The sequence below is a fragment of the Saccharothrix xinjiangensis genome (assembly GCF_039527585.1).
Lineage (GTDB): Bacteria > Actinomycetota > Actinomycetes > Mycobacteriales > Pseudonocardiaceae > Actinosynnema > Actinosynnema xinjiangensis.
In genome coordinates this window covers 119,869-143,595 of record NZ_BAAAKE010000024.1, presented here as the reverse complement: position 1 = coordinate 143,595, position 23,727 = coordinate 119,869, and the positions used below count along the sequence as shown (strand labels likewise).

The window sequence follows — 23,727 nt, the reverse complement described above, 5'->3', positions numbered from 1 at the left end:
CGGGCGTGCCCGGCGCCCGCACCGTCGCGTTCCCCGCCCCGCCCCGTTCATCCCCACCTCCACCCCCAGGCGAATTTGGGTCGCGACAAAGGCCGCCGCCGCATAACTTCCTCCACGAGCAGAGGAGAACCGTGGAGCACATCAACAAGCGGCTGGTGAACTGGGCGTCCATCCTCGACCCCGGCGCCCGCGAGCAGGCCGAGAAGGCCTCGCGCATGCCGTTCATCCACCCGCACCTGGCACTCATGCCCGACGCCCACCTCGGGAAGGGCGCCACCGTCGGCAGCGTCATCCCCACCCTCGGCGCGATCATCCCCGCCGCCGTGGGCGTCGACATCGGCTGCGGCATGATCGCCGTGCGCACCCAGTTCACCCGGGAAGACCTCCGCTCCCGACCCCTCGCACCCCTGCGGCAGGCCATCGAGAAGGCCGTCCCGCTGTCCGCCGGCAAGCACAACACCCGCCTCACCGACACCGCGCGCGAGCGCGTCGACGTGCTCACCCGCAGCGCCGAGGCGGCGGGCTTCGACCCCGCCTCGTACGCCGGCAACTGGGCGTCCCAGCTCGGCAGCCTCGGCAGCGGCAACCACTTCATCGAGGTCACCGTCGACGAGACCGGCCGGGTGTGGCTGTTCCTGCACTCCGGGTCGCGCGGCGTCGGCAACAAGATCGCGCAGAAGCACATCGCGGTGGCCCGCCGGCAGTGCGAGCGGCGCTGGATCGACCTGCCCGACCTGGACCTCGCCTACCTCGTGGAGGGCGAGGACGAGTTCTGGCGGTACATCCGGGAGATGCGCTGGGCGCAGGAGTTCGCGTGGCTCAACCGCGAGGAGATGATGGACCGGGTCGTCGACTGCCTGTCCGGGTGGAGCGGCCAGGACGCGCGACGGCTGGAGACCGTCAACTGCTTCGCGGGCGAGACCAAGGTCATCACCCGCACCGGCACGCGCCCCATCGAGGCACTGGCGGGCGGTCGCCACGAACTGCTCACCGCGAACGGCGAGTGGGTCAAGGCCCCGGTTCGCTCGTTCGGCCGACAGGAAGTGCACGAGGTGGTGCTCAGCCGCTCCGGCGTCGTCAAGAAGATCCGGGCCACGCCCGGCCACCGCTGGCTCCTCCGCTCGCGGCGAGGGCACGAGCACGAGGCCACGACGGCGGAGCTGAAGGCCGGCGACCGCCTCCAGTTCACCTTTCCCCGGAGGCCGGAGGGCCTCGCGGTGGATCGACTCGCAGCCGCACGCGGGTTCGTCTACGGGGATGGGAGCAGGAACGGGAACCGGTCGACCGCCAACTTCTGCGGTACGAAGGACGCGGCGCTCATGCCCTTGTTCGACGGCTTGGGACGTCCTCCGCGCGTGTACAGCGATCAGACGCGGATCAACGGCCTCCCGGTCGAGTGGAAGACCGAGCGCCCGCCGCTCGACGCACCGGCGGACGAGCTGTACGGGTGGCTGGCCGGCTACTTCGCGGCGGACGGCGACGTCGACGGGACCGGGCGCCCGACCCTGACCTCCGCGTCCTTCTCGGACCTGGAGTTCGTCCGCCTGGCCTGCCAAGCGGTCGGCATCGGGACGTTCGGCATCAGGTCGCGGCTGCGCAGCGGCTTCGGCGGTGAGCCGACCGCCCTGCACCTCGTCGGCCTCATGCGCGGTGACCTCGGCCCGGAGTTCTTCTTGCTCGACCACCACCGGGCGCGGTTCGTCGCCGGGCGGCACGCCGCCGAGCGCCGGGGCTGGAACGTCATCTCCGTTCGACCGACCGGCGAGTGGACCGAGGTGTACTGCGCGGTCGTCGAGGGAACGCAGTCATTCGCGTTGGCGGACAACATCCTCACCCATAACTGCCATCACAATTATACGGAGCGGGAGACGCACTTCGGCAAGGAGGTGTGGTTGTCCCGCAAGGGTGCGATCAACGCCGAGGAGGGCCGTCCCGGGCTCATCCCCGGCTCGATGGGCACCGCGTCGTACGTCGTGGTGGGCAAGGGCAACCCGGTGTCGTTGAACTCCTCGCCCCACGGCGCGGGCCGCGAGTACTCGCGGTCGAAGGCGCGGCGGACGTTCACCCGGGACGACCTGCGCAAGGCCATGGAGGGCATCGAGTACCGCGACACGGACGCGTTCATCGACGAGATCCCGGCCGCGTACAAGGACATCGACGTGGTGATGCGGGACGCCGAGGACCTGGTCGAGGTGCGCCACACCCTGCGGCAGGTCGTCAACGTGAAGGGCGACTGACGCGGGACCGGCCGATCCCGTGGCGGGGTCGGCCGGTCCCACGCGGGCAGGAGCCGTGACCACGTCGTTCCCACATCGCGGGACGTGGAATGGGGGACCGGCGCGGCCCGGTTGATGTCGGACATGGACATCGGTGTGGTGTTGCCCGCCGTCCCGGCGGCGGCCAACCTGGTCGACGAGGTGGTGGCGGACGCCGGGCGGGCCGCCGAGCTGGGGTTGCGCTCGGTCTGGTTCCCGCAGGTCTTCGACTACGACGCGATCGCGTTGGCCGCGCTAGTGGGGCGGGAGGTGCCGGGGCTGGAGGTGGGCACGTCGGTCGTGCCGATCTACGGCAGGCACCCGCTGCCCGTCGCCGCGGCCGCGCAGACGGCCCAGGCGGCGACCCGCGGGCGGTTCACGCTGGGGGTGGGGCTGGGCGCGAAGTCGTTCGTCGAGCCCGTCTACGGCGTGCCGCACGAGCGGCCCGCCGCGCACCTGCGCGAGTACCTGACCGTGCTGCGGGAGGTGTTGGCCACCGGGTCGGTCGACTTCGCGGGTGAGGCGCTGACCGCGCGCACGCCGGTGCCGGCGGCGCTGCCGGGCGCCGGGCCCGTGCCGCTGCTGGTCGCGGCGATGGCGCCGTTGGCGCTGCGGGTGGCGGGGGAGCTGGCCGACGGCATCCTGCCGTTCCTGGCCGGTCCCCGGGCCCTGGCCGACCACGTCGTGCCCGAGCTGCGCCGCGCCGCGCCGGGTGACCCGCGGGTGGTGGCGGCGGTGCCGGTGGTGGTGACCGACGACGTGGAGCGGGCCCGTGCCGAGGCCGTGGCGGCGCTGTCGTTCTACGACGGCATCCCGTCCTACCGGCGGGTGGTCGAGCTCGAAGGCGTGGCGTCGGCCGCCGACCTGGCGGTCATCGGTGACGAGGACGCCGTGGCGGCGCAGCTGCGCCGGTACGTCGACGCGGGCGCCACCTCGGTCGTGGCGACCCAGACCGCGTTGGCGGGTGACGAGGACCGGCTGCGGACGTGGCGGTTCCTGGGTGAGTTGGCGCAAGAGGGTGACGACTTCGTGGAAAGGGGTGCCCGGTGACCGGTGTGGTGGGCGATCAGGTGGACGTGGAGCGGTTCGTCGCGGACTGGGAGGCCTGGAAGGAGGGCCGGGAGCGGGACCTGGCCGACCCGTACGGGTGGCTGGCGCTGGTGTCGCTGGACTGGCTGGAGGACGCGCCCCGGACCTACCCGGGGCTGCCCGGCGCGTGGTGGCAGGACGAGGAGGCGGCGCACTTCGACCCGCGGGGCGCGGAGGGCGTCGTCCACGAGGGCGAGCCGGTCACCGGGCCGCTGCGGTTCGCGCTGGTGCAGAGCGGGCCGGGGGTCCGGGTGACGGTCGGTGGCGTGGAGGTCGAGGTCGCCCGCCGCGGCGGTTACCTGATCCGGGTGCACGACCCGGAGGCGCCCGCGCTGAAGGGGTTCCGCGGCGTGCCCGCCTACGAACCGCGGCCGGAGTGGGTGCTCACCGGCTCGTACGAGCCCTTCGACGAGCCGCGGCCCACGACCGTCGGCGCGGTCGTGGAGGGGTTGACCCACGTCTACACCGCGCCCGGGGTGGTGCGGTTCCGGCACGGCGGCGCGGAGCACGCGCTGACCGCGTTCAACGGCAAGGACGGCGGGCTGAGCATCCTGTTCACCGACGCGACAAGCGGGGTGACGACCTACGCGGCGAACCGGTCGCTGGCCGTGCCGCCGCCGGGCGAGGACGGCTCGGTGGTGCTGGACTTCACCCGCGCGGTGAACCTGCCGTGCGCCTTCACCGACTTCGCCACCTGCCCGCTGCCGCCCGAGGGCAACCGGCTGCCGTTCGCGGTCGAGGCGGGGGAGAAGACGCCGCACGAGCGCTCCTGACGGCGCTGACCCGGCCCGGGATCGATCCCGGGCCGGGCGGTGGCGCGACGTTGCGCAAGCTTGCGGTAAGCCTTGACCCGCGCGAGGGACCCGCCCGACGATCGTGCTCCTCGCGCGAGCACGCACCGGTGACCGGCTCCGCCACCGGTCGGTGCCCGAGCCGCGCCCCCGCGTCCGTCCGGAAAGGACTCGTCGAGTGCGCAGATCCCCCAAGGCCCCGTTGGGCATCGTGCCCGTGGTGGCCGCGAGCCTCCTGCTCGCCGCCCTGCCCTCCACCGCTCTCGCCGACTCCGACCGCCTGAGCGGCCCGCGCGCGCACGACCGGGGCGTCACCCGGACCCCGACCCTGGCCGCCGCGGCGAACCGGACCGGTCGCTACTTCGGCGTCGCCGTGGCCGCGAACAAGCTGACCGACCCCGCGTACGCGGGAATCCTCGACCGCGAGTTCGACGTGGTCACGCCCGAGAACGAGATGAAGCTCGACGCCACCGAGCCGAGGCAGGGCGAGTTCTCCTTCGCCAACGCCGACCGCATCGTCGACCACGCCCTCGCGCGGGGCAAGGAGGTCCGCGGCCACACCCTGCTGTGGCACTCGGGGCTGCCGGGCTGGTTGCAGAACCTGACCGGCGCCGCGCTGCGGCAGGCGATGCTGGACCACGTCACCGGGGTCGCGTCCCACTACCGCGGCAAGATCCACTCGTGGGACGTGGTGAACGAGGCGTTCGTCGACGGCACCTCCGGCAGGCGGCGCGACTCCAGCTTCCAGCGCACCGGCGACGACTGGATCGAGGCGGCGTTCCGGACCGCGCGGGCCGCCGACCCGGGCGCGAAGCTCTGCTACAACGACTACGACATCGAGAACTGGGCGCACGCCAAGACCCAGGCCGTGCACCGCATGGTGCGGGACTTCAGGTCCCGTGGCGTGCCCATCGACTGCGTCGGCATCCAGGCGCACTTCGCCGGCGTCAACCCGCTGCCCGCCGATTTCCGGACCACGCTGAGCAACTTCGCCGCCCTCGGGGTGGACGTGCAGCTCACCGAGCTGGACGTCGAGGGTTCCGGTGCGGCGCAGGCCGACGACTACCGCAGGGTCGTCCAGGACTGCTACTCGGTGCCGCGGTGCACCGGCATCACCGTGTGGGGCGTCCGCGACACCGACTCGTGGCGGGCCTCGGGCACCCCGCTGCTGTTCGACGGTCGGGGTGAGAAGAAGCCCGCCTACTACGCCGTGCTGTTCGCGCTGCTCGCCGGCTGACCGCGGGCCACGGCTCGCCCGCCACGGCCTGCCATGCCTGCCACGCCCGGCTACGCCGACGCCAGGCCGGTCTTCACCGCGCGGGCGATCTCCACCGCGCGGCGCGCCTGGAACGCGATCGCGTCCAGCTCCACCTGCCCGGGCGGGACCTGTCCGTTGTCGGAGACGTGGCTGGTGCCGTACGGGTTGCCGGCCTGGAACTGGATCGGGTCGGCGTAGCCGGGCGGCACGAGGATGCAGCCCCAGTGGTAGAAGACGTTGTTGATCGCGGTGATCGTGGTCTCCTGGCCGCCGTGCGCCGTGGCCGCCGAGGTGAACGAGGTCGCCACCTTGTTGACCAGCTTGCCCGCGCCCCACAGCGGGCCGGCGGTGTCCAGGAACTGCTTGAGCTGCGCCGCGGGCAGGCCGAACCGGGTGGGGCTGCCGAAGACCAGCAGGTCGGCCCACTCCAGGTCGTCCAGGCTCGCCTCGGGGAGGTCCTGGGTCTGCTGGGCGTGGGTCGCCCAGCCCTGGTTGCTCGCGATCGCCTCCTCCGGCGCCAGCTCCCGCACCTTCCGCAGCCGCACCTCCGACCCGGCGTGCTCGGCGGACTGGGCTGCGGCCTGCGCCAGGGCGTGCACGCTGCCGGTGGCGGAGTAGTAGATGACAGCGGTCTTCAGGTCCGGCATCGGCTCTCCCGGTTCGACGTGGTCGGGGATCGGGGTCAAGGGCTGGCTTACCCGCTGCGGGACGGGCCTCACCTGGATCCCGGAAGTGGACCTGATCGGGGCACAGGCCTCGAAATGTTGCGAAACTATTTGCGATTTATTTTCGTTGAACCGAATGCGGCAGGTCCGTCTGAGGTTGCATCGATTCAGGGAATCCGAACATCGCTGCTGCTCAACACGATGATTGTCTTTCGTTGAAATGTCGATACTATCGGAGCCATGTGTCGACTGACGATGGGTAGCACCACGACGGGAGTTCCGTCCACCGCAGTGGCCAGGGTCGCCCGCCGCGGGTGCCACGTCAGCCCGTCGACCAGGCGGCGGCCGCGCGGACCCGCGGCGCCCCACCGGCGGGCGCCGCTGGTCGAGCTGGTCCTGCCCGCGTTGAACAGCTCCTGGGCCATGGAGCTGATGCGCGGCGTGGTGGACTCCGGCCTGGACGTGGCGATGTCCGCGCTGGGCGGCCGGGACCGGTCGCTGGCCACCGGGCTCGTCGAGGCCCGCCGGGCCGGCGCGCTGCTGGTGCTGTGCCCGCTCGGCGCCGACGAGCGGCGCGTGCTCGCCGACGCCCGGATGCCGGTGGTGCTCATCGACCCCGTCGCCGTGCCAGGTCCCGAGCTGCCGAGCGTCGGCGCGGCCAACCGGGAGGGCGGCGCGGTGGCCGCCCGGCACCTGCTGTCGCTCGGGCACCGCCGCATCGGCGTCGTCGGCGGCCCGCGCGACGTGCTGTGCAGCAACGCCCGCCTCGACGGGTTCCGCGCCGCGCTCGCCCGCGCCGGCGTCGGACCGGACGCCGCGCTGGTGCGCCACGCCGACTTCAGCCGCGAGGGCGGTCGCCGCGAGGCGCGCGAACTGCTCTCCCTGCCCCGGCGCCCCACGGCCGTCTTCGCGGCCAACGACGAGCAGGCCCTCGGCGTGGTCGACGCGGCCCGCGCGGCGGGGCTGTCGGTGCCCGGGGACCTGAGCGTCATCGGCTTCGACGACCTGCCGGCCGCCGGGCGCTGCTCGCCCGAGCTGAGCACCGTCCGCCAACCGCTCGCCGAGATGGGCAGGCGCGCGGGGTGGTTGCTGGCCGACCTGATCGAGGGGCGGTCACCCGCCGCGGGGCACGTCGAGCTGGCCACCGAGCTGGTCGTCCGGTCCTCCACCGAGCGGCCCTGACCTGCCCCTTGCCCGGTTCCCGGGCGCGGGGGAAGATCCCCCGGTCGAATTCGTGAGGCGTCGCCTCGTTCGTGGTGGGGAGGCGCTGTGGCGGTCGGCCGCGCGGTCCGGGTCCTGTCGTTGGCGGTGCTGGTCGGCGTGGTGCCGTCGGCGGTGGTGGTCGGCAGACCGGTCCCGTCGCCGCCCTCGGCGGACCGGGCGCAGCCCCCGGTCCCGGCCGGGTCGCCGTCGCACCGGTGGCCGGACGGCAGCCCGCCCGCGGCGGACCGACCGGCGGCCGGCGAGCCGGTGGCCGAACCCGGTCACGCCGTCGCACCCGGCCCTGTCGCACCCGGCTCGGCAGAACCCGGTTCGGTGGAACCCGGCACCGCCGACCCGACCGCGCCGCGACCTCAGACGGGCGCGGTCCCGTCCGACGGCCTGTCCGTGGCCGAGCGCAACAACCGCACACCCTCGCCGCGCCCGCCGCTGGAGGTCCCGATCGGCGACCCACCGCCCCCGATCGTGATCAACAACCCGGTCCCGCCGCCGCCCACCGGCCCCGTCCTGCCCCCGTACCTCGAACCGGCCGACCCCGCGCCGGTGGTTCCCGCGCCGGCCGACCCGTGGCAGCCGCCCACCACCCAACCGCCCACGCCCTAGCGAATTTCTTCGCGCCGCGCCGACCTCGCACTTCCCGGCGCGGCTGACGCGGCGGAGAAGAACAAGCCTGTTCCCGCGCGTCGGCCACCCGCATCCTCTGTGCCACCGGACCACCGGTTCACGGAGGAGCAGCGGCGTGACCACCAGCGAGTTCGACCTCGAACAACAGCACCTCACCGCGCTGTACGCGCACCTGGACGCCCTGCGCCGCGAGGCGGCCGAACGCGTGGCAGCCGCGCGGCGCGCGGGCGACGACGGCGCGACGGCGATCTGGCGCGCGGAGGCGGCCAGGCTGGACGCGGTGGAGCACGGGCTGTGCTTCGGGCGGCTGGACCTGCACGACGGCCGCCGCGTCTACGTGGGGCGGTTGGGCCTGTTCCGGGAGGGCGGAGGCGAACCCCTGCTGGTGGACTGGCGCGCACCCGCCGCCCGGCCGTTCTACGCGGCGACGGCCGTCGAACCGCACGGCGTCCGGCGACGGCGGCGCATCACCACGCGGGACCGGGTGGTCGTCGCCCTGGACGACGAGCTGCTCGACCCGGACCACGCCGGCGCCGACGACCTGGTCGTGATCGGGGAGGCGGCGCTGCTCGCGGCTGTGACCGGCGGGCTGCGCGAGGTCGTCGCGACCCTGAGGGCCGAGCAGGACCGGGTCGTCCGGCACGCGCACCGCGGGGTGCTGGTGGTGCAGGGCGGTCCGGGCACCGGCAAGACCGCCGTCGCGCTGCACCGCGTGGCCCACCTGCTGCACGCGCACCCGCGCCTCCGCGACCGCGGCGTCCTCGTCGTGGGGCCGAGCCGGGTCTTCCTCGACCACGTCGGCCAGGTGCTGCCCGGCCTCGGCGAGCACGCCGTGGTGACCACGACCGTCGCCGACCTGCTGACGGGCGTCCGGGTCAGCCGGGTCGACCCGCCGGCCACCGCCGAGCGCAAGGGCCGGGCGGACCTGGCCGACCGGCCGGCGGCCGAGGTGCGGTCCCGGGTCCGGGAGCCCGACCGGCCGGTCGAGGTCGAGTTCGAGCGCTTGGTGCTGTGGCTCGACCCGGGCACGTGCCGCCGTGCCGTGCGGGCGGCCCGGCGGACCGGGCTGCCGCACGACCAGGCCGGGCTGGTCTTCCAGCGCGAGGTCGTGGACGCGCCGGCGCGCGACCTGGCCGACCTGCTGGAGGCGGTCGTGCTCACCGACACCGGCGAGGCGATCGACGGCGGCAGCCCGGACGGGCGGCTCGGCGAGGCCGACCTCCGCGCCCTGGCGGCCGCGGGCGTCGTGCTGGACGACGGCGACGGCGGTGGTGACGACGTCGGTGACGACGGCCCGCGAACCCTGCTGGACGAGACCGACCGGGCCGCTCTGCGGAACGCCCTGCTCGCCGACGCCGGCGTCCGATCCGTGCTCGACGGGCTGTGGCCGCCGCTGACGCCGGAGGGGGTGGTGGCCGACCTCCTCGGCGCGCGGGCCGCCGGTTGGAGCGCCGAGGACGTGCTGCTCCTGGACGAGGCCGATGCCTTGATCCGGGGCGCGGGCGCGCGGGCGGTGTTCGGGCACGTGGTCGTGGACGAGGCGCAGGAGCTGTCGGAGATGGCCTGGCGGGCGGTGGTGCGCCGGTGCCCGAGCCGGTCGATGACCGTGGTCGGCGACCTCGCCCAGACCGGCAACCCGGCGGGCGCGTCCTCGTGGGCGACCGTGCTGCGGCCCCACGTGGGCGACCGCTGGGAACTCGCCGAGCTGACGGTCAACTACCGCACCCCGGCGGAGGTCATGGCGGTCGCCGCCGACCTGCTCGCCGCGCACCACCCCGAGCTGCGCCCGCCCCGGTCGGTCCGCTCGACCGGCGAACCGCCGTGGCGCGTGCGCACCACGGACGCCGAACTGCCCGCGTTCGTCGCCCGGATCGCCGGCGCGCACGACGGCGGCCCGCTCGCGGTCATCGCGCCCGCCGCCCGCCACGACGCCCTGGCGGCCGGGCTGCCGGACCGGGTCGCCCTGCTCACCCCGGGACGCGCCAAGGGGTTGGAGTTCGACGCGGTCCTGGTCGTCGACCCGGCGGCGATCCTCGCCGGCGGACCGCTCGGCCACCACGACTTGTACGTCGCGATGACCAGGACCACCCGCCTGCTGGGCGTCGTGCACCCCGGTCCGCCGCCCGCCGAGTTGGCGGCCGTGCGGGAGGTCGAGCGCTGAATGGCGGGGAGGGAGGTCGAACGCCGACGGTCAAACGCTGACAGCCGGGCGGGCTGGATCGAGGGTGGGGTGGCCTCAGGCCGGGCCGATCTCGTGCAGGTGCTCCTCGACCCAGCTCCGCAGCGCGGCCAGCGGCCGGGCCACGCCCCGGCCCAGCGCGGTCAGCTCGTACTCGACGTGCAGCGGCACGGCCGGGTAGACCGTGCGGCTGACGAAACCGCCGTCCTCCAGGCGGCGCAGGGTGTTGGTCAGCACCTTGGGGCTCACGCCCTCCAGTTGGCGCTGGAGCGCGCCGAAGCGCCGCGGTCCCGCCTCCAGCGCGCCGATGGCCAGCGCCGACCACTTGTTGGCCAGCAGGTCGAGCACCTCGCGGCACGGGCACTGGGCGGCGTAGACGTCGTGCTCGTCGTGCTGTCCGGTCGCGCAGGTCGCCGTCACCGCTGTTCTCCCTACCTCTGAGCTGCATGCTTCCTTTTGGATAGTAGTCTCCCTTGCGGGTTACCACTCCCTCGGGCATAGCGTTCCGGCGATGCCGGGCGCGAGGCCCGGCCGGTCGGAGGGAATTCCATGAGCACCATGCGCGCCGTCGTCCAGGACGTGTTCGGCGGTCCCGACGTGCTGCGGGTGGCCGACGTGCCGCGGCCCGCGCCGCTGCCGACGGAGGTGCTGGTCCGCGTCGTGTCGGCCGGGGTGAACCCGGTCGACCACAAGACCAGGGGCGGCGGCGGGATGGCGGGCGTCCTCGGCGAGCCGCCGTTCACCGTGGGCTGGGACGTGTCCGGAGTGGTGGAGGAGGTCGGCTTCGGGGTGCACACCCTGGAGGTCGGCGACGAGGTCTACGGGATGCCGTGGTTCCCGCGCGCCGCGGGCGGCTACGCCGAGTACGTCACCGCGCCCTCCCGGCAGTTCGCCCGCAAGCCCGGGACCGTCGACCACGACGCGGCCGCCGCGGTGCCGCTGGCCGCGCTGACCGCCTGGCAGGTCCTGGTGGACGCGGCCGGTGTGCGCGCCGGGCAGCGGGTGCTGGTCCACGCCGCCGCCGGTGGCGTCGGCCACTTCGCCGTCCAGCTCGCCAAGCACCTGGGCGCGCACGTCATCGGCACCGCCCGCGCCGACAAGCACGACTGGCTGCGCCGGATCGGCGCGGACGAGGTCGTCGACTACACCGCCACCCGCTTCGAGGACGCGGTCCGGGACGTGGACGTGGTGGTGGACCTGGTCGGCGACGAGGTCGACGGCACGAGCACCAGGTCCCTGGCCGCGTTGGCGCCCGGCGGCCTGCTGGTCGCCGTGCCCAGCGGGGTGTCGCCCGAGCTGGTCGCGGCGGCGCGGGAGCGGGGCGTGCGGGCCCGACCGTTCCTGGTCGAACCGGACGGCGCCGCGCTGGCGCGCCTGGCCCGGCTGATCGACGAGGGCGTGGTCGAGGTCGAGGTGGCCGAGGTGCTGCCGCTGGAGCAGGCCGCGCGGGCGCACGAGCTGATGGCCGGCGGGCGCGTGCGGGGCAAGGTCGTGCTGCGGGTCGCGCCCTGACCGGACGGGTCGGTCAGCCCGGCCGCCCCAGCACGGTCACCCGCTCCAGCTCCAGCCGGCCGCCGGTCAACCGCACGCCGATCGCGGGCGACCAGCCCTCGACCCGCCCCGGTTCCACCGCCGCGCCGAACGGCGCCGAGCGCAGGCCCCGCCACCGGCCGTCGTGCTCGACCCAGCTGGTCATGACGCCACCGGCGAACACCACCGCGAACCGGTCCCCGGGCGACCACGCCACGGTCGCGCAGCAGCCGCCGGCGGCGTCGCCGCGGTCGCGGCCGGCCACCCGCACGTCGGCGGCCGAGGTGCGGAAGTGGTTGTTGTACCAGGCGAGCACGAGGTCGTCCGGCCCGTTCGCGCGACCGAGCAGCACGCTGTCCTCCGGCGCGGCCCCGGCGAACGACCGCGGTTCCAGCACCACGGCCAGGTCGCCGGCCGGCGCGGTCACCGGTGCGGCGAGCACGGCGGCGGACTGCCGCCCCGCCTCGACCACCAGCGCGCCGCCGTCCGCGCGCAGGGCCGGCACGGGCTCGCCGAAGCGGGCCCCGACCCGGTACGCGCGGAGCGGGCCGTCGAACCCGTCGTCCCACACCGGCGCGGTGAAGTCGGCCGGGTCGAACACCACCTCGGCGTGCACCAGGTCGGCCGTGTGCCCGACGTCCGTGGAGATCATCAGCCGCAGCGGCGCGCGCTCGCCCAGCGCGGCGGCGCCGGGCACGTGCAGCCGCCACCGCAGCTCCACCGGCCTGTCCGGCGTGACCACTTGGTCGCCCGGGGGTCCGAGGGGTTCGGCCCGCCAGCCCGCGGGCACGAGCAAGGCGGGCCGGACGGTCAGCGGCCCGGTCGCGCGCACCTCCGCGACGACCTCGGCGCCGCCGCCCGGCCGCACGCCCAGCACCCCGTCGTCGGCGCGCAGCCGGGCGGTGACCCGCCGGTCCTCGGCGCGCCAGGACTGGAACGCGGTGACGCCGACCGCGCCGCCGTCCGCGCGGGACGGCCGCAGCCGCAGGCCGTCGGTCACCACCGCCGGTGCCACCAGCACCCGGTGCAGCCGACCGCGCTCGGGCGTCCGCGGCGTCCTGACCTGCCCCGGCACGTCGGCCCACCCGCCCTCCGGTGTGCGGTGCTGGAGGTCGTAGGCGTCCGGGGTGCGCACCCCGCCCCCGTCGTCGTAGAAGGAGATCCGCACGTCGGAGACCCGCGTCGGCGCGCCCAGGTCCACCGCGAGCCAGTCCTGCCGGTGGGGGCTGCCGTAGCTGGTCCAGCGGGTGGACGGGACGTCGAGGTGGAAGTCCTGGCCGTCGACGGCGTCCGCGGGGGAGTCGGCGTGCCAGGTGTGGGAGGCCGACGCGGCGGGGTGGCCGGTCCCGGAGGCGTTGGCCAGGTCGTCGACCAGGGGCTCGGCGTCGACCCGCCGCGCCGGGCCCACCCGCACGTCCGCGGGGCGCAGGTCGGCCTGGTGGTGCACGAGCTCGCCGTCCACCCACACCCGCAGGCCCGCGCCCCGGTGGTAGGTGTCGCCGTCCCGGTCCCACGCGACGCTCAGGTTGTGCCCGTGGTACGGGGCGTTCTCCACGGCGAAGTGGTCCCAGCCCGCCGGCGCCAGCGGCGAGATCCGCACCTGGTCGCCCGACCGCGGCCGGATCCCCAGCAGACCGGACAGCACCAGGTCGGTGAACGTCGAGTGGTTGTAGTCCTCGCTGTGACCCCGGCCGTCGTAGATCCAGCGGTCCTCGTCCGGGTGGTGCGCCTCGGCCACGTACGGCCGGCCGTCCTTGCGCTGCGTCAGCGCGTAGCCGCGCAGCACGTCGTAGTAGTCCTGCCGGTCGACGTAAGGCTGGGCCGGGTAGTCGTTGAGCAGGTTCGCCATCGCGGTCAGCGCCTGGCTCGTGGCGTACGGCCAGCTCGGGCCCGACCACCGGCAGCAGCCCACGAGCGCGTCGTGCATGAACCACGGGCTGCGGCGCTCGACCGTGGTCGGGCCGAACCGCGCGGCGAAGCCCATCGGGTCGGTCAGCTGCGCCCACGCCGGCGCGGCGCTAGGCGGGGCCATGTGGAAGTACCAGGGCACGAACCCGATCTGCTCGCGGTCGGGCACCACCGCCCGGTCGTCGCGCATCACGTGCTGGTAGAACTGCTTGTCCGGGTCCCACAGGTGCCGATCCACAGTGGACTGGAGGGCGCGGGCGGCCTCCTGGTACCGGTCGGCGGACTGCCCGTCACCGGGCCGGCCGCGCGACCGCAGCAGCTCGGCGATGGCCACGGCGTCGCCGAACTGGTAGGCGTTGATGGTCGGCCGGAAGCCGTCGCCGCCGTGGTACGGGTCGTCGCTCTGGTACGCGCTCGCGGTGTACTCCATCGCGTCCCACACCGGGACCTGCCAGTACAGGCCCAGGTCGCGGTCGAACTGCGGCGCCCACGCGGCCCACTGCCGCTCCAGCTCCGGCAGCCGGTCCGCGGCGAAGTCCCACCGGCCGTCCACCCGGGCCCGCGCCACCACCGCGTCGGCCGCCCAGAAGGAGTACTGGTGCGCCCAGTCGGTGGTGTGCTCGTTGAGGAAGTCGGTGGCGGGCTTGGGCCCCGCGCCGCTGCCGCGCAGCCAGTAGTCCAGGTAGTCGTCGAGGTAGCGGCTGTCGCGCAGCCAGCGGCCCTCGTAGACGTGGTGCCCGGCGGCGGCCACGATCCCGCCGCCGGGGGCGGAGTAGCCGACCGGGCCGAGGAACTCGGAGACGATCCACCCGTCCTCGGGGCCGGTGTACTTGAGGGCTTCCTTGTAGGTGCGCCAGCGGTAGTAGTAGGTGTCCTCCACCTCGGCGTCGGGCAGGTCGACGAACGGGATGTTCGCCTCGTACCAGTCCGGTTCGACGAAACCGGCCAGCTTCGCCCCGTGGTCGAACAGCGCCGTGCCCGCGCCCACCTGCGGGTACAGCGGGTACGGCTCGGCGGCGGGCGCGACGGGCGGGGCCTCGACCGGTGCGGACCCGGCCGGCGCGGCCACGACCGGCGTGGCCGGGCCGAGGACCAGCGCGGCGGCGAGGAGGGCGGCTCCGGGGCGGCGGTCGGGCGGCACGGGCGGCTCCCGTTCTCGTCGAGGTGACGCCGACTGGGGGCCTGGCCTGCGCCACGCCGCGCGGTCACCGGTAAGACGTTTCTAACCCATTTTTCCAACGTTGTAAATATCAGGTGGGCCTGCCCGCCGTCGAATCGGGCCGCGCGGGGGCGCCCCGGGCCGTCCACAGTGGACAAACCGTGGCGATCGACGCCGTTCCGCCTCCACCCCGACGCCCACCGGCCTACAGTGGGTGTCGTGCCGCGCCGAACGCCCCAGCAGCTCGACGACCAGGTCGTCGACGGGGCCGCGACGCTCTTCGCCCGGCACGGGTTCGAGGAGACGTCGTTGCGGCGCATCGCCGAGGCGGTCGGGTTCTCCAAGGCCGGCCTGCTGCACCACTACCCGTCCAAGGAGGCGCTGCGCGGCGAGGTGGTCCAGCGCTGCCTCGTCGAGGTGCGGATGATCGCCGCCGGGGTCGCGCACCGGCCGCCGGGCCCGGCCCGGGACCGCGAGGCGCTCGCCGCGCTGGCGGAGCTGGCGCTGCGGCGGCCGGGTTTCGCGGAGCTGATCCTCTCCGGCCTCTCCGCCGCGCCGGGGGGTGGCGAGGCGGTCGTGCTCCGACCGGTCGTGTCGGCCCTGGTCGAGGCGTTCGCCGTCACCACCGGCGCCGACCCGGTCCGAGGGGCGCGGGTGGCCGGCGCGCTGGGCGCGCTGGTGGTGGCGAGCGCCGCCCTGCGCCAGCACCCGACGTCGGACGAGGCCCGCCACCTCGTCGACCTGGCCTGCGACACCCTGGGCCACCGGCGCCGCGCCGACGGGTGATCCCCGGTCCTGTGCGGACGCGGCCCGGCCCCGGCGACCACGGCCGACCCGGCGCCGCCGTCGGCCTGTTCGAGGGGGCGGTCGACCCCCGCGCGGCCGGTCTACCGGGTCGGGGGACCGAGCAGGGCGATCGACGCCCGCACCGCGACGTCGGCGACCTCGCGCATCCGCCTGCCGCTCTCGATGGTGGTGGCGCTCAGCTCGCGCAGCCCGCCCAGCAGCATGACGACCAGTTCCCGGGACACCGGTTCGGCGCCCGGCGCCCGCCACCGCTCGGTGCCGCTCAGCTCCTGGACCATGGCGATGAACGCCTCCATCGCGTCGTGCTGCAACCGGCGCGCGGCGGGGCCGAGGGCGGGCACGTCGCGGATCCAGCTGACCACGAGGGCGGGCGCGGCCTCGACGCAGTCGACCCACGCCTCCACCGCCTGCCGCACCTGCGCGTCCCACGGCGCGGTCTGGTCGACGGCGGCGGAGATCCGGCGCACCATGTCCGCGGTGGTGACGGCGAGCAGGGCGGCGAAGCACGCCTCCTTGTCGGGGAAGTGCTGGTAGAAGGTGCGGCGCGAGGTGCGCGCGTGCCGGACCACGTCCGCGACCGTGGTGGCGCGGTAGCCGTCGCGGGCGATGCCCGCGGCCAGGCCGTCGAGCAGCCGCCTGCGGTAGCCGGTGGCCCGCTCGTCGTCGTCCGCGCGCGGTTGCGTCGTGGTCGCCTCGTGCACGCCGTCCTCCGTCCAGCCCCTTGTGAGGAATGGTACGCCCGCGTACCGTCGCGCTGGTACGTCGACGTACCAGCGCGGGAGGGTGTTGGCCGATGACGACGACGGTGCTCCCACCCGGGCCCTCGGTGCCCCGCGCGGTGCAGGGCGCCTACGCCCTGACCGTCCCCGGTCGCGGCGTCAGGCAGATGCGCGAGCGCTACGGCGACGCCTTCTCGGTCAACGTGCCGATCTTCGGCCACGCCCTGGTCCTCGCCAACCCGGCCGAGGTCAAGCAGCTGTTCCTGGCCCGCTCCGACGCGGTGGAGAACATCCGGCCCAACCTCGGCCGCGTGCTCGGACCCGGCTCGTTCTTCGCGCTCGTCGGCGAGGCGCACCGCGAGCAGCGCAAACTGCTCGTGCCGCCGTTCCACGGCCGCCGGCTCGCCGCGTTCGAGCGGATCGTCGAGGACGAGGCGGCGCGCGAGCTGGCGTCGTGGCCGCGCGACCGGGAGTTCGCCACCCTCCCGTCGATGATGCGCATCACCCTCAACGCCATCCTGCGCGCGGTCTTCGGCGCGCGGGGCGCCGAGCTCGACCGGCTGCGCCGGCTGCTGCCGACCATGGTCACCCTCGGTTCCCGCCTGGCCTCCGTCCCGCTCCCGCGCACCACCCTCGGCCCGTGGGGGTGGTTCCGGAGGATGCGCCGCCGGTACGACGAGGTCGTCGACCGGCTGATCACCGCGGCCTCCCGCGACGACCGCCTCGACGACCGCGACGACGTGCTGGCCCTGCTGGTCCAGAGCCGCCACGACGACGGCTCCCCGCTCGGCCGCGACCGGATCGCCGACCAGCTGCTGACCCTGCTCAGCGCCGGCCACGAGACCACCGCCACGACCCTCGCGTGGGCGGTCGAGCGGATCCGCCGCCACCCCGACGTGCTGCGCGGGCTCGTCGAGGAGGTCGACGCGGGCGGCCGCGCGCTGCGCGACGCGACGCTGCTGGAGGTCCAGCGCACCCGCCCGGTCATCGACCTCGTCGGGCGGATGGTCACGGCGGAGAGCTTCGAACTGGGCCGCTGGACGCTGCCGCGCGGCCACAAGGTCCTGGTCGGCATCTCGCTGCTGCACGGCGACGACTCGCTCTTCCCGAACGCCGCGGCCTTCGACCCGAACCGCTTCCTCGACGCGAAACCGGACCTGTACGAGTGGATCCCGTTCGGCGGCGGCACGCGGCGCTGCATCGGGGCCGCGTTCGCGACCATGGAGATGGACGTCGTGCTGCGCACCCTGTTGCGGGACTTCCACCTGGACCCGACCGACGAGCGCGACGAGCGGTGGCACCTGCGCGGCGTCGCCAACGCGCCGGGTCGGGGAGGGCGCGCGGTGGTGCGGCGGCGCGACCGGACCACCCGGCCCGCACCGCCGACCCCCACCGGTCCGCGTGCCGCGAACACGTGAACGCGGAGGACGCGAACACGTGATCGCGAGGGGCGCCCCCGCCCCCGCCGCTCGTGCCGGAGCGGCAGGGGACGAGGCCGATTTCACGCCACGGCGGTCCCCTCCAACTCGACCACGAGCGTGGGGATCGCCAACCTCGACACCCCGAGCATCGTGGTGGCCGGCGCCACCCCGGCGGCGCCCAACCGCGACGCCAGCACGGCGTAGTGCCGGAAGAGCTCGTCCACGTCGGTGGTGTGGACGTTGAGCCGGACGAGGTTCGCGAGGGACATGCCGGCCTCCCCGAGCACGGCCTCCAGGTTGTCGAGGCTCAGCGCCAGCTGCGCCCCCATGTCACCGGCGTGCCGGGGCTCGCCGTCGCCGCTCATCGCGGTCTGCCCGGCGCAGTACAGGGTCCGGGTGTGCCCGGAGACGACCTCGCCCTGGTGGTAGCCCAGCTCCGCCGACCACGTCCACGGGTTGACCGCCGTTCGCTCCACAGCCACATCAGCTCCATTCGATCCCTCGACAGCACGTGCGCACCGGCGGCTCGGCCGCCGCCGATCCCCGACGTCGTGCCGGGAGCCTCGCAACGAATGCACGACATCCTGTGTCGTGTATTCCAGTAGGGTTTTCGCGTGCGCGCCGACCGGTTGGTCTCACTGGTGCTGCTGCTGCGCCGGCGCGGTCGGCTGTCCGCGACCACGCTCGCCCGCGAGCTGGAGGTGTCCACCCGCACCGTGCTGCGCGACATCGAGGCGCTGTCCGCGGCCGGCGTCCCGGTCTACGCCGAACGCGGCAGGCACGGCGGTTTCGCGCTGCTGCCCGGTTTCCGGACGGAGTTGACCGGGCTGAACCACGACGAGGCCCTGGCCCTGCTGATCGCCGGGTCGCGGCGCGGCGCGCGGGCGTTCGGCCTCGGCTCGGCGCTCGCTTCCGCCATGCTCAAGGTGGTCGACGCGCTGCCCGAGAGCCACCGGGCCACCGCGGCGGGCGTGGCCGAGCGCCTGCTCATCGACCCGGAGACCGACCTCCTCTCGCGCCGCGCGGCCCCCGAGGAGGTGCCCGACGCCGTGGTGGCCGAGATCCGGCGCGCGGTGTTCGCCGGGCACAAGCTGCGCCTCCACTACGCGGCCGCGGGACAGGGGCCGCGGTGGCGCACGGTGGACCCGATCGGCCTGGTCACCGTGCGCGACCAGGGCTACCTGCTGGCCACGAGGTCCGGCGCGGACCGGACCTACCGGCTGTCCCGCGTGCTGGCCGCCGAGGAACTCGACGAACCCGCGCAGCGACCGGACCGGGTCGACCTGGACCGGGCCTGGCAGGAACGCGGCACGCGGTTCCGGACCGGCGGCGACCAGGTCACCGCGCTGGTGCGGGTGGACCCGGCGCGGCGGGAGGAGCTGGTGGGCACCGCGCTGGCCGTCCTCGCCGAGGGGACCGACGCGGACGGCCGGCTGCGGCTGGAGGTGACCTTCCAGGACCCGCGCCACGCCGAGTGGGCGCTGTGGCAGCTCGCCACCGACGCGGAAGCCCTGGCCCCGCGGTGGTTGCGCACCTCCCTGCGCGACCGCGCCACCGCGATCGCCACCCGCTACGGGGGCCCCGGGCCCGGGTGCGCCTGACGTGGCGCGGTCGGCGGCGCCGGCGGGGTTGCGGGCGTCCGGCAAGAGCACGTCCTTCGCCCGCCACCTCGCGCCCACCCACCTGCACGTGAGCAAGGACCACCGGCCCAACGGCAGGCGGTGGGAGGCGCGCGAGGAGGGCTTCGACGAATTGCACGTGGTGACCTTCGACGGCACGGGCGGTTTCACCGTTACCCCGCCGGACGTGACCGGGCCATGATGCCGGTGGGCCGGGCGCGTGGTCCGGCGGGAGCGGGTTGGCGGGAGCGGGTTGGCGATGGCGGACGACGCGCGTCGGGTGGTGACCGGGGAGCAGGTGGTGCTGGGCGCCTGCGAGCTCTTCCTCCGGCACGGAGGGGTGGACATGGAGCGGCTGGCGGCGAGCCTCGCCATCAGCCGGGCGACGCTGTACCGCGTCGTGCGCGGCCGGGACGGCCTGCTCGGCGACGTGCTGTGGCTGCTGGCGGACCGGGTGCTGGCCCGGGCCCGGCAGCGGCGCGCGCACGGCGGCGTCGAGGGCGTCCTGGAGATCACCCGCTACTTCGTGGACCGGCTGCGGGTGGCGACGCCGTTCCTCGCGTTCCTGCGCGGCGAACCCGACACGGCCGCCCGGGTGCTGTTCGGCGGTCCCGCCGGGGTGCACCGGCGGGCCGTCCGCGCGCAGGGGCGGATCCTGCTGGAGGTGGGCGGCGAGAACGGCACGGCGGCGTTCGACCGCGCGGCGCTCGACCAGGTCGCGTTCCTCTACGTGCGCATCGTGGAGTCCGCGATCTACGCCGAGCTGCTGGGCGGCGCGCCGCTGGACCCCGACCTCGTCGAGCGGGCCGCCCGGACCGTGCTCCTCCGGCACCGCTGAGACCGCGGTCTCACGATCCCGGCGCGTGCTGGCGCCCTCCGGCCGGCGGCCGGCAGGTTCGCAGGTGCCCTTCCCCGACGACGAGGGAGTGTCGGTATGTCGCTGAGGCGCTCGGTCCCGCGCTCGATCCCCGGCTCGATCCCGCCCGCGGTCCCGCGCTCGATCCCGCCCGCGGTCCTGCTGGGCCTCCTGCTGGGCCTCCTGCTCCCCACCACCCCCGTGGCGGGAGCCGAACCGGGGTCGCCGGTCGCCGCGCCCGCGCCGCGGGTCGTCGGCCCGCTGCCCGGCACGGTGCCGGGAGACCGGCTCGCGGACCGGATCGAGGACACCTACCCGTTCTTCTCCACCCCCGACGACCTGGCCGCCGCGGGTTACGTCGAGGAGGAGTTCCACCTCTCCGGCACGGCCGACGGCTTCGCGGCGGACGGCTCCCCGGTGGCCGAAGACGTGCCTTACACGACCCGGGTCCTGGTGCGGCGGCCCGCGCACGCGCGCGACTACAGCGGCACCGCGCTGGTCGAGTGGCAGAACGTCACCGCGGGCTACGACCTGGACGCGCTGTGGCAGGCCGAGTCGGTGGTGCGCGAGGGCCACGCCTGGGTCGGGGTGTCGGCGCAGCGGGTCGGGGTCGACCAGCTCCGCGCGTGGAGCCCGGCCCGCTACGGGGACCTCGACGTGACCGGCGGGGGAGGCCTCGCCGCCGACGAGCTGTCCTACGACGTGTTCACGCAGGCGGGTCGCGCCGTCGCCAACGGCTCGGTCACCGGCGGCCTGCGCACCCGGACGCTGCTGGCCGTCGGCGCTTCCCAGTCCGCCGGGCGCATGACCGTGCTCTACGACCGCGTCCTGCCCCGGCAGGAACCGGTGTTCGACGGCTACGGCTTCATCGTCGGACCCGCCCCGACGCGAGTCGGCGCCGAACCCGTCTTCCAGGTGCTGTCCGAGACCGACGTGCGCACCGCGCAGCGGCCGCCGGACACCGACCGGTTCCGCCGCTGGGAGGTGGCGGGCGGTGCGCACTCCGGTCACCAAGGCCAGGTCTACCGGGAGCCGATCTCCGAGCGCGACCTCGGCGGCGCGCCCTCGTACGACTGCGACCGGCCGCCGTTCAGCCGGGTGCCGGTGCACCACGTGACCGCGGCGGCCTACGAGCACCTGCGGCGGTGGGTCGAGCGCGGCACGCCGCCACCCGCGGCGCGGCCGTTGGAGTTCGAGGCCGACGGCGTGACCAAGAAGCGCGACGAACTCGGCCTGGCGCTGGGCGGCATCCGGCTGTCGCAGGTCGCCGCCCCGACCGCGCTCAACACCGGCGACAACTCGGGGGAGGCGTTCTGCCGGCTGTTCGGCACGCACGTCCCCTTCGACGAGCAGACCCTGGCGCGGCTCTACCCGGACCGGGCCGCTTACGTGCGGCGCGTGGTGGCCGCCGACCTCGCCAACGTCCGCGCGGGCCACCTGCTGCCCGCCGACGCCAAGCGGAACCTGCGCGACGCGGTGGGTGCGCGGTGAAGCTCGCCGTGGTGCTCGCGCTGCTGCTGTCGGTGACCGCGACCCCGGCCCGCGCCGAGTCCCGCACGCCGGTCGTCTTCGTGCACGGCCAGCAGGGTTCGGCGCAGCAGTGGCAGTCCAACGCCAAGCGGTTCTCCACCAACGGCTACCCGGACCACCTGCTGCACGCCTACGAGTACGACACCACCGCGGCCGACAACGCCCAGGCCGTCGCCGGTCTCGACGCGTTCCTCGCCGACGTGCGCGCCCGCACCGGCTCGCCCTCCGTGGACGTCATCGCCCACTCCCGCGGCACGACCGTGATGCACACCTTCCTGGCCACCCCGGAACGTGCGGCCCTGGTGCGCCGGTACGTCAACGTGGACGGCCGCTCCAGCGCCTCGCCGCCCGGGGGAGTGCCCACCCTGGCGCTGTGGGGGAGCCTGCAACCGAACGGGTCGATCGGCGGCGCCACCAACGTGCACCTGACCACCCTGGGGCACACCGAGACCACCACCTCGGCGGAGGGCTTCGCGCACGTCCACCGGTTCCTGCGCGGCCGGGACGCCCTCACCACGCGCGTGCTGCCCGAAGCGCCGACCGAGGTCGAGATCGCCGGGCGGGCCACCTGGTTCCCGCGCAACACCGGCGTGGAGGGCCTGCTGGTGGTGTGGGAGGTCGACGGCCGGACCGGCGCGCGTCGCGGCGTGCCCCGGCACACCACCCGAACGGCCCCCGACGGCTCCTTCGGCCCGTTGCCGGTCGTCGGCGGCAGGCACTACGAGTTGGTGCTGCTGCGCGAGGGGGAGCTGACCCACCACTTCCACTTCGAGCCGTTCGAGCGCAGCGACCGCTTCCTGCGGCTCCAGGTGTCGCCCCCGGGAGGCATCGGCGACCAGGTCGACAGGTGCCCCGCGCACACCGCGATCACGGTCGTGCGCAACCGCGAGTGGTGGGCCGACCAGCCCGACGACAACGACCGCCTGGAGTTCAACGGCGTGGACGTCCTCGCGCCCGCCGTAGCACCCCGCGTGCGCCAGGTGCTCGCGGCGTTCGCGTTCGACGACGGTTGCGACCTCGCGTCCGCGCCGGGCGCGGTGGTCCCGCCGTTCGGCGCACTGCCGTTCCTGACCGCGGCGGACACCTACCTGCCCGCTCGGGCCGACGCCGGGGGCTCCATCAGGGTCACCCAGGTCGCGCGCGGCACGGGCGGCGGGTCCCGCACGATCGCGGTGCGGAACTGGCCCTCGGACGGGCACGCGGTCAGCGTGCAGTTCAAGGACTACCTGGACGTGCGGGTGGGCTGACCGGCGACCGCGGTTCGCGGTGGTGTTCACGGCGCGGGGTCGCGAGGCCCTGCGCCGGGGCGCGTCAGGCGGTGGTGGGCTCCTGGAACAGCAGCGCCGGCGCGCTCGCCTGCGGGCGGGGCGCCACGACCTCCGGCGCCTTGAACGCCGTCGCGTCGAACACGCTGTCCCCGGTCGCCTGCTCCCCGAAGCCGGCGTTGGCGAACGCCGTGTCGACCGCCGCGGTGTCGGTGAACGCGGTGTCCCCGAACGGCGTCGCGTCGAACGCGGTCTCGGCGGGCACGACCTCGACGGCCACCGGCGCGACGGGCGCGGCGTCGGCGGCCAGCTGCCGCTGGGCGCGGTTGATCCACAGCAGCCACATGGACTCGTCGCGGTGGCCGCGGTACTCGGCCTTGAGACCCGCCATCGCGCCGCGGACGCGCGCCGCGACCACGGGGTCCTCCCGCACGACGGCCCAGACGGCGCGGGCGCCCGCGTCACCCGCCTTGACCATGCCGCGCACCTGTTCGAGCAGTTCCGCGGCCGGCAGGTGCGCCCAAGCCGCCGCGATCCTCTGAGCCTTCGTCACGTCGCCATCATTACCCGCTGTACCCCGTCCGGTAGGCAGGACGCTGTGTAATCCACGTCTCGTTTGCGGAACGGAACGGCTCGTTCGCGGAAAGGAGTGGTGTGCGCGGTCCGGTCCACGGTGGACGAGCCCCCACCCCCGGGAGCGCTCGTCCCCTCGCGCGACCCCGGACCGCCTGGTTGTCGCCCACCTTACGCCCAAACCGCGGTGCATCGCCGCAACGCCACCCATCTCGTGCAGTCCGCGCGTCCTCGACCCCCGGCCCCGCACCGCGCCGG

Annotated in this window: 21 protein-coding genes; 15 read left to right on the top strand and 6 right to left on the bottom strand. The window is 74.8% G+C overall.

Annotated features, from left to right (window positions below; genetic code table 11):
* The first annotated feature begins 131 nt into the window (after positions 1-131).
* The 4 genes from ABD223_RS33620 (at position 132) to ABD223_RS33605 (ending at position 5,372) form a co-directional block, all read left to right on the top strand.
* Complete coding sequence (locus ABD223_RS33620) at positions 132-2,237, top strand: RtcB family protein (protein WP_344040753.1); 2,106 nt, start codon at positions 132-134, stop codon at positions 2,235-2,237.
* Positions 2,238-2,360: 123 nt separating this feature from the next.
* The gene (locus ABD223_RS33615) at positions 2,361-3,305 is read left to right on the top strand and encodes a TIGR03564 family F420-dependent LLM class oxidoreductase (RefSeq protein WP_344040772.1); all 945 of its coding nucleotides are present in this window, start codon (positions 2,361-2,363) and stop codon (positions 3,303-3,305) included.
* Positions 3,302-4,117, top strand: coding sequence for a DUF1684 domain-containing protein (locus ABD223_RS33610; protein WP_344040752.1), 816 nt, complete (start codon positions 3,302-3,304; stop codon positions 4,115-4,117). The genes ABD223_RS33615 and ABD223_RS33610 overlap by 4 nt, the downstream gene beginning before the upstream one ends.
* A 196-nt stretch (positions 4,118-4,313) precedes the next feature.
* A complete protein-coding gene (locus ABD223_RS33605; protein WP_344040750.1) occupies positions 4,314-5,372 on the top strand; it encodes a glycoside hydrolase family 10 protein in 1,059 nt (352 codons plus the stop codon).
* A gap of 50 nt (positions 5,373-5,422) precedes the next feature.
* Here the strand turns inward: ABD223_RS33605 and wrbA are convergent, their stop codons facing one another.
* Positions 5,423-6,040 carry an NAD(P)H:quinone oxidoreductase gene (gene wrbA, locus ABD223_RS33600; protein ID WP_344040749.1) on the bottom strand — a complete coding sequence of 206 codons (618 nt, stop codon included), beginning with the start codon at positions 6,038-6,040 and terminating at the stop codon, positions 5,423-5,425.
* Between the two features lie 309 nt (positions 6,041-6,349).
* On the opposite strand from wrbA, the gene ABD223_RS33595 reads away from it, so the two are divergent.
* From ABD223_RS33595 to ABD223_RS33585, 3 genes are all read left to right on the top strand, one after another.
* Entirely contained in the window at positions 6,350-7,240 is an 891-nt protein-coding gene (locus ABD223_RS33595; protein ID WP_344040748.1) for a substrate-binding domain-containing protein, read from the top strand.
* Between the two features lie 87 nt (positions 7,241-7,327).
* Positions 7,328-7,882, top strand: coding sequence for a hypothetical protein (locus ABD223_RS33590; RefSeq protein WP_344040747.1), 555 nt, complete (start codon positions 7,328-7,330; stop codon positions 7,880-7,882).
* A 136-nt stretch (positions 7,883-8,018) separates the two neighbouring features.
* The gene (locus tag ABD223_RS33585) at positions 8,019-10,064 is read left to right on the top strand and encodes a HelD family protein (RefSeq protein WP_344040746.1); all 2,046 of its coding nucleotides are present in this window, start codon (positions 8,019-8,021) and stop codon (positions 10,062-10,064) included.
* A 75-nt stretch (positions 10,065-10,139) separates the two neighbouring features.
* Here the strand turns inward: ABD223_RS33585 and ABD223_RS33580 are convergent, their stop codons facing one another.
* Positions 10,140-10,502 carry a winged helix-turn-helix transcriptional regulator gene (locus ABD223_RS33580; RefSeq protein ID WP_344040745.1) on the bottom strand — a complete coding sequence of 121 codons (363 nt, stop codon included), beginning with the start codon at positions 10,500-10,502 and terminating at the stop codon, positions 10,140-10,142.
* A 138-nt stretch (positions 10,503-10,640) separates the two neighbouring features.
* Between ABD223_RS33580 and ABD223_RS33575 the strand changes: the two genes are divergently transcribed.
* On the top strand, positions 10,641-11,594 hold the full coding sequence (locus tag ABD223_RS33575; protein ID WP_344040771.1) for an NADP-dependent oxidoreductase: 954 nt from the start codon (positions 10,641-10,643) through the stop codon (positions 11,592-11,594).
* 13 nt (positions 11,595-11,607) lie between these two features.
* Here the strand turns inward: ABD223_RS33575 and ABD223_RS33570 are convergent, their stop codons facing one another.
* Positions 11,608-14,661: an MGH1-like glycoside hydrolase domain-containing protein gene (locus ABD223_RS33570; protein ID WP_344040744.1), complete on the bottom strand. Its 3,054-nt coding sequence runs from the start codon at positions 14,659-14,661 to the stop codon at positions 11,608-11,610.
* A 237-nt stretch (positions 14,662-14,898) separates the two neighbouring features.
* Here ABD223_RS33570 and ABD223_RS33565 point away from each other — a divergent pair, with 237 nt between their 5' ends.
* Positions 14,899-15,465, top strand: a complete 567-nt coding sequence (locus ABD223_RS33565) for a TetR/AcrR family transcriptional regulator (RefSeq protein ID WP_344040743.1) — start codon at positions 14,899-14,901, stop codon at positions 15,463-15,465.
* Positions 15,466-15,566: 101 nt separating this feature from the next.
* Here ABD223_RS33565 and ABD223_RS33560 read toward each other — a convergent pair whose 3' ends face one another.
* Positions 15,567-16,187, bottom strand: coding sequence for a TetR/AcrR family transcriptional regulator (locus tag ABD223_RS33560; RefSeq protein ID WP_344040742.1), 621 nt, complete (start codon positions 16,185-16,187; stop codon positions 15,567-15,569).
* A gap of 92 nt (positions 16,188-16,279) precedes the next feature.
* On the opposite strand from ABD223_RS33560, the gene ABD223_RS33555 reads away from it, so the two are divergent.
* Positions 16,280-17,623 (top strand): cytochrome P450, encoded by a 1,344-nt coding sequence (locus ABD223_RS33555; RefSeq protein ID WP_344040741.1) that lies wholly within the window; start codon positions 16,280-16,282, stop codon positions 17,621-17,623.
* An 83-nt stretch (positions 17,624-17,706) separates the two neighbouring features.
* Here ABD223_RS33555 and ABD223_RS33550 read toward each other — a convergent pair whose 3' ends face one another.
* Entirely contained in the window at positions 17,707-18,102 is a 396-nt protein-coding gene (locus tag ABD223_RS33550) for a RidA family protein (RefSeq protein ID WP_344040770.1), read from the bottom strand.
* 138 nt (positions 18,103-18,240) lie between these two features.
* On the opposite strand from ABD223_RS33550, the gene ABD223_RS33545 reads away from it, so the two are divergent.
* From ABD223_RS33545 to ABD223_RS33525, 5 genes are all read left to right on the top strand, one after another.
* Positions 18,241-19,227 carry a helix-turn-helix transcriptional regulator gene (locus tag ABD223_RS33545; RefSeq protein WP_344040740.1) on the top strand — a complete coding sequence of 329 codons (987 nt, stop codon included), beginning with the start codon at positions 18,241-18,243 and terminating at the stop codon, positions 19,225-19,227.
* Between the two features lies 1 nt (position 19,228).
* Positions 19,229-19,447: a hypothetical protein gene (locus ABD223_RS33540; protein ID WP_344040739.1), complete on the top strand. Its 219-nt coding sequence runs from the start codon at positions 19,229-19,231 to the stop codon at positions 19,445-19,447.
* Positions 19,448-19,504: 57 nt separating this feature from the next.
* Entirely contained in the window at positions 19,505-20,083 is a 579-nt protein-coding gene (locus ABD223_RS33535; protein ID WP_344040738.1) for a QsdR family transcriptional regulator, read from the top strand.
* 96 nt (positions 20,084-20,179) lie between these two features.
* On the top strand, positions 20,180-21,592 hold the full coding sequence (locus tag ABD223_RS33530; RefSeq protein ID WP_344040737.1) for an alpha/beta hydrolase domain-containing protein: 1,413 nt from the start codon (positions 20,180-20,182) through the stop codon (positions 21,590-21,592).
* A complete protein-coding gene (locus tag ABD223_RS33525; RefSeq protein WP_344040736.1) occupies positions 21,589-22,878 on the top strand; it encodes a hypothetical protein in 1,290 nt (429 codons plus the stop codon). Before ABD223_RS33530 ends, ABD223_RS33525 begins: the two co-directional genes overlap by 4 nt.
* 64 nt (positions 22,879-22,942) lie before the next feature.
* Here the strand turns inward: ABD223_RS33525 and ABD223_RS33520 are convergent, their stop codons facing one another.
* On the bottom strand, positions 22,943-23,449 hold the full coding sequence (locus ABD223_RS33520) for a hypothetical protein (protein ID WP_344040735.1): 507 nt from the start codon (positions 23,447-23,449) through the stop codon (positions 22,943-22,945).
* Positions 23,450-23,727 lie beyond the last annotated feature (278 nt).

Bases quoted from the DNA above. Each gene is read 5' to 3' on its own strand.
- ABD223_RS33530 (WP_344040737.1), top strand. From the start codon at position 20,180: ATGTCGCTGAGGCGCTCGGTCCCGCGCTCGATCCCCGGCTCGATCCCG.
- wrbA (WP_344040749.1), bottom strand. From the start codon at position 6,040: ATGCCGGACCTGAAGACCGCTGTCATCTACTACTCCGCCACCGGCAGC.
- ABD223_RS33555 (WP_344040741.1), top strand. From the start codon at position 16,280: ATGACGACGACGGTGCTCCCACCCGGGCCCTCGGTGCCCCGCGCGGTG.
- ABD223_RS33535 (WP_344040738.1), top strand. From the start codon at position 19,505: ATGGCGGACGACGCGCGTCGGGTGGTGACCGGGGAGCAGGTGGTGCTG.
- ABD223_RS33615 (WP_344040772.1), top strand. From the start codon at position 2,361: ATGGACATCGGTGTGGTGTTGCCCGCCGTCCCGGCGGCGGCCAACCTG.
- ABD223_RS33575 (WP_344040771.1), top strand. From the start codon at position 10,641: ATGCGCGCCGTCGTCCAGGACGTGTTCGGCGGTCCCGACGTGCTGCGG.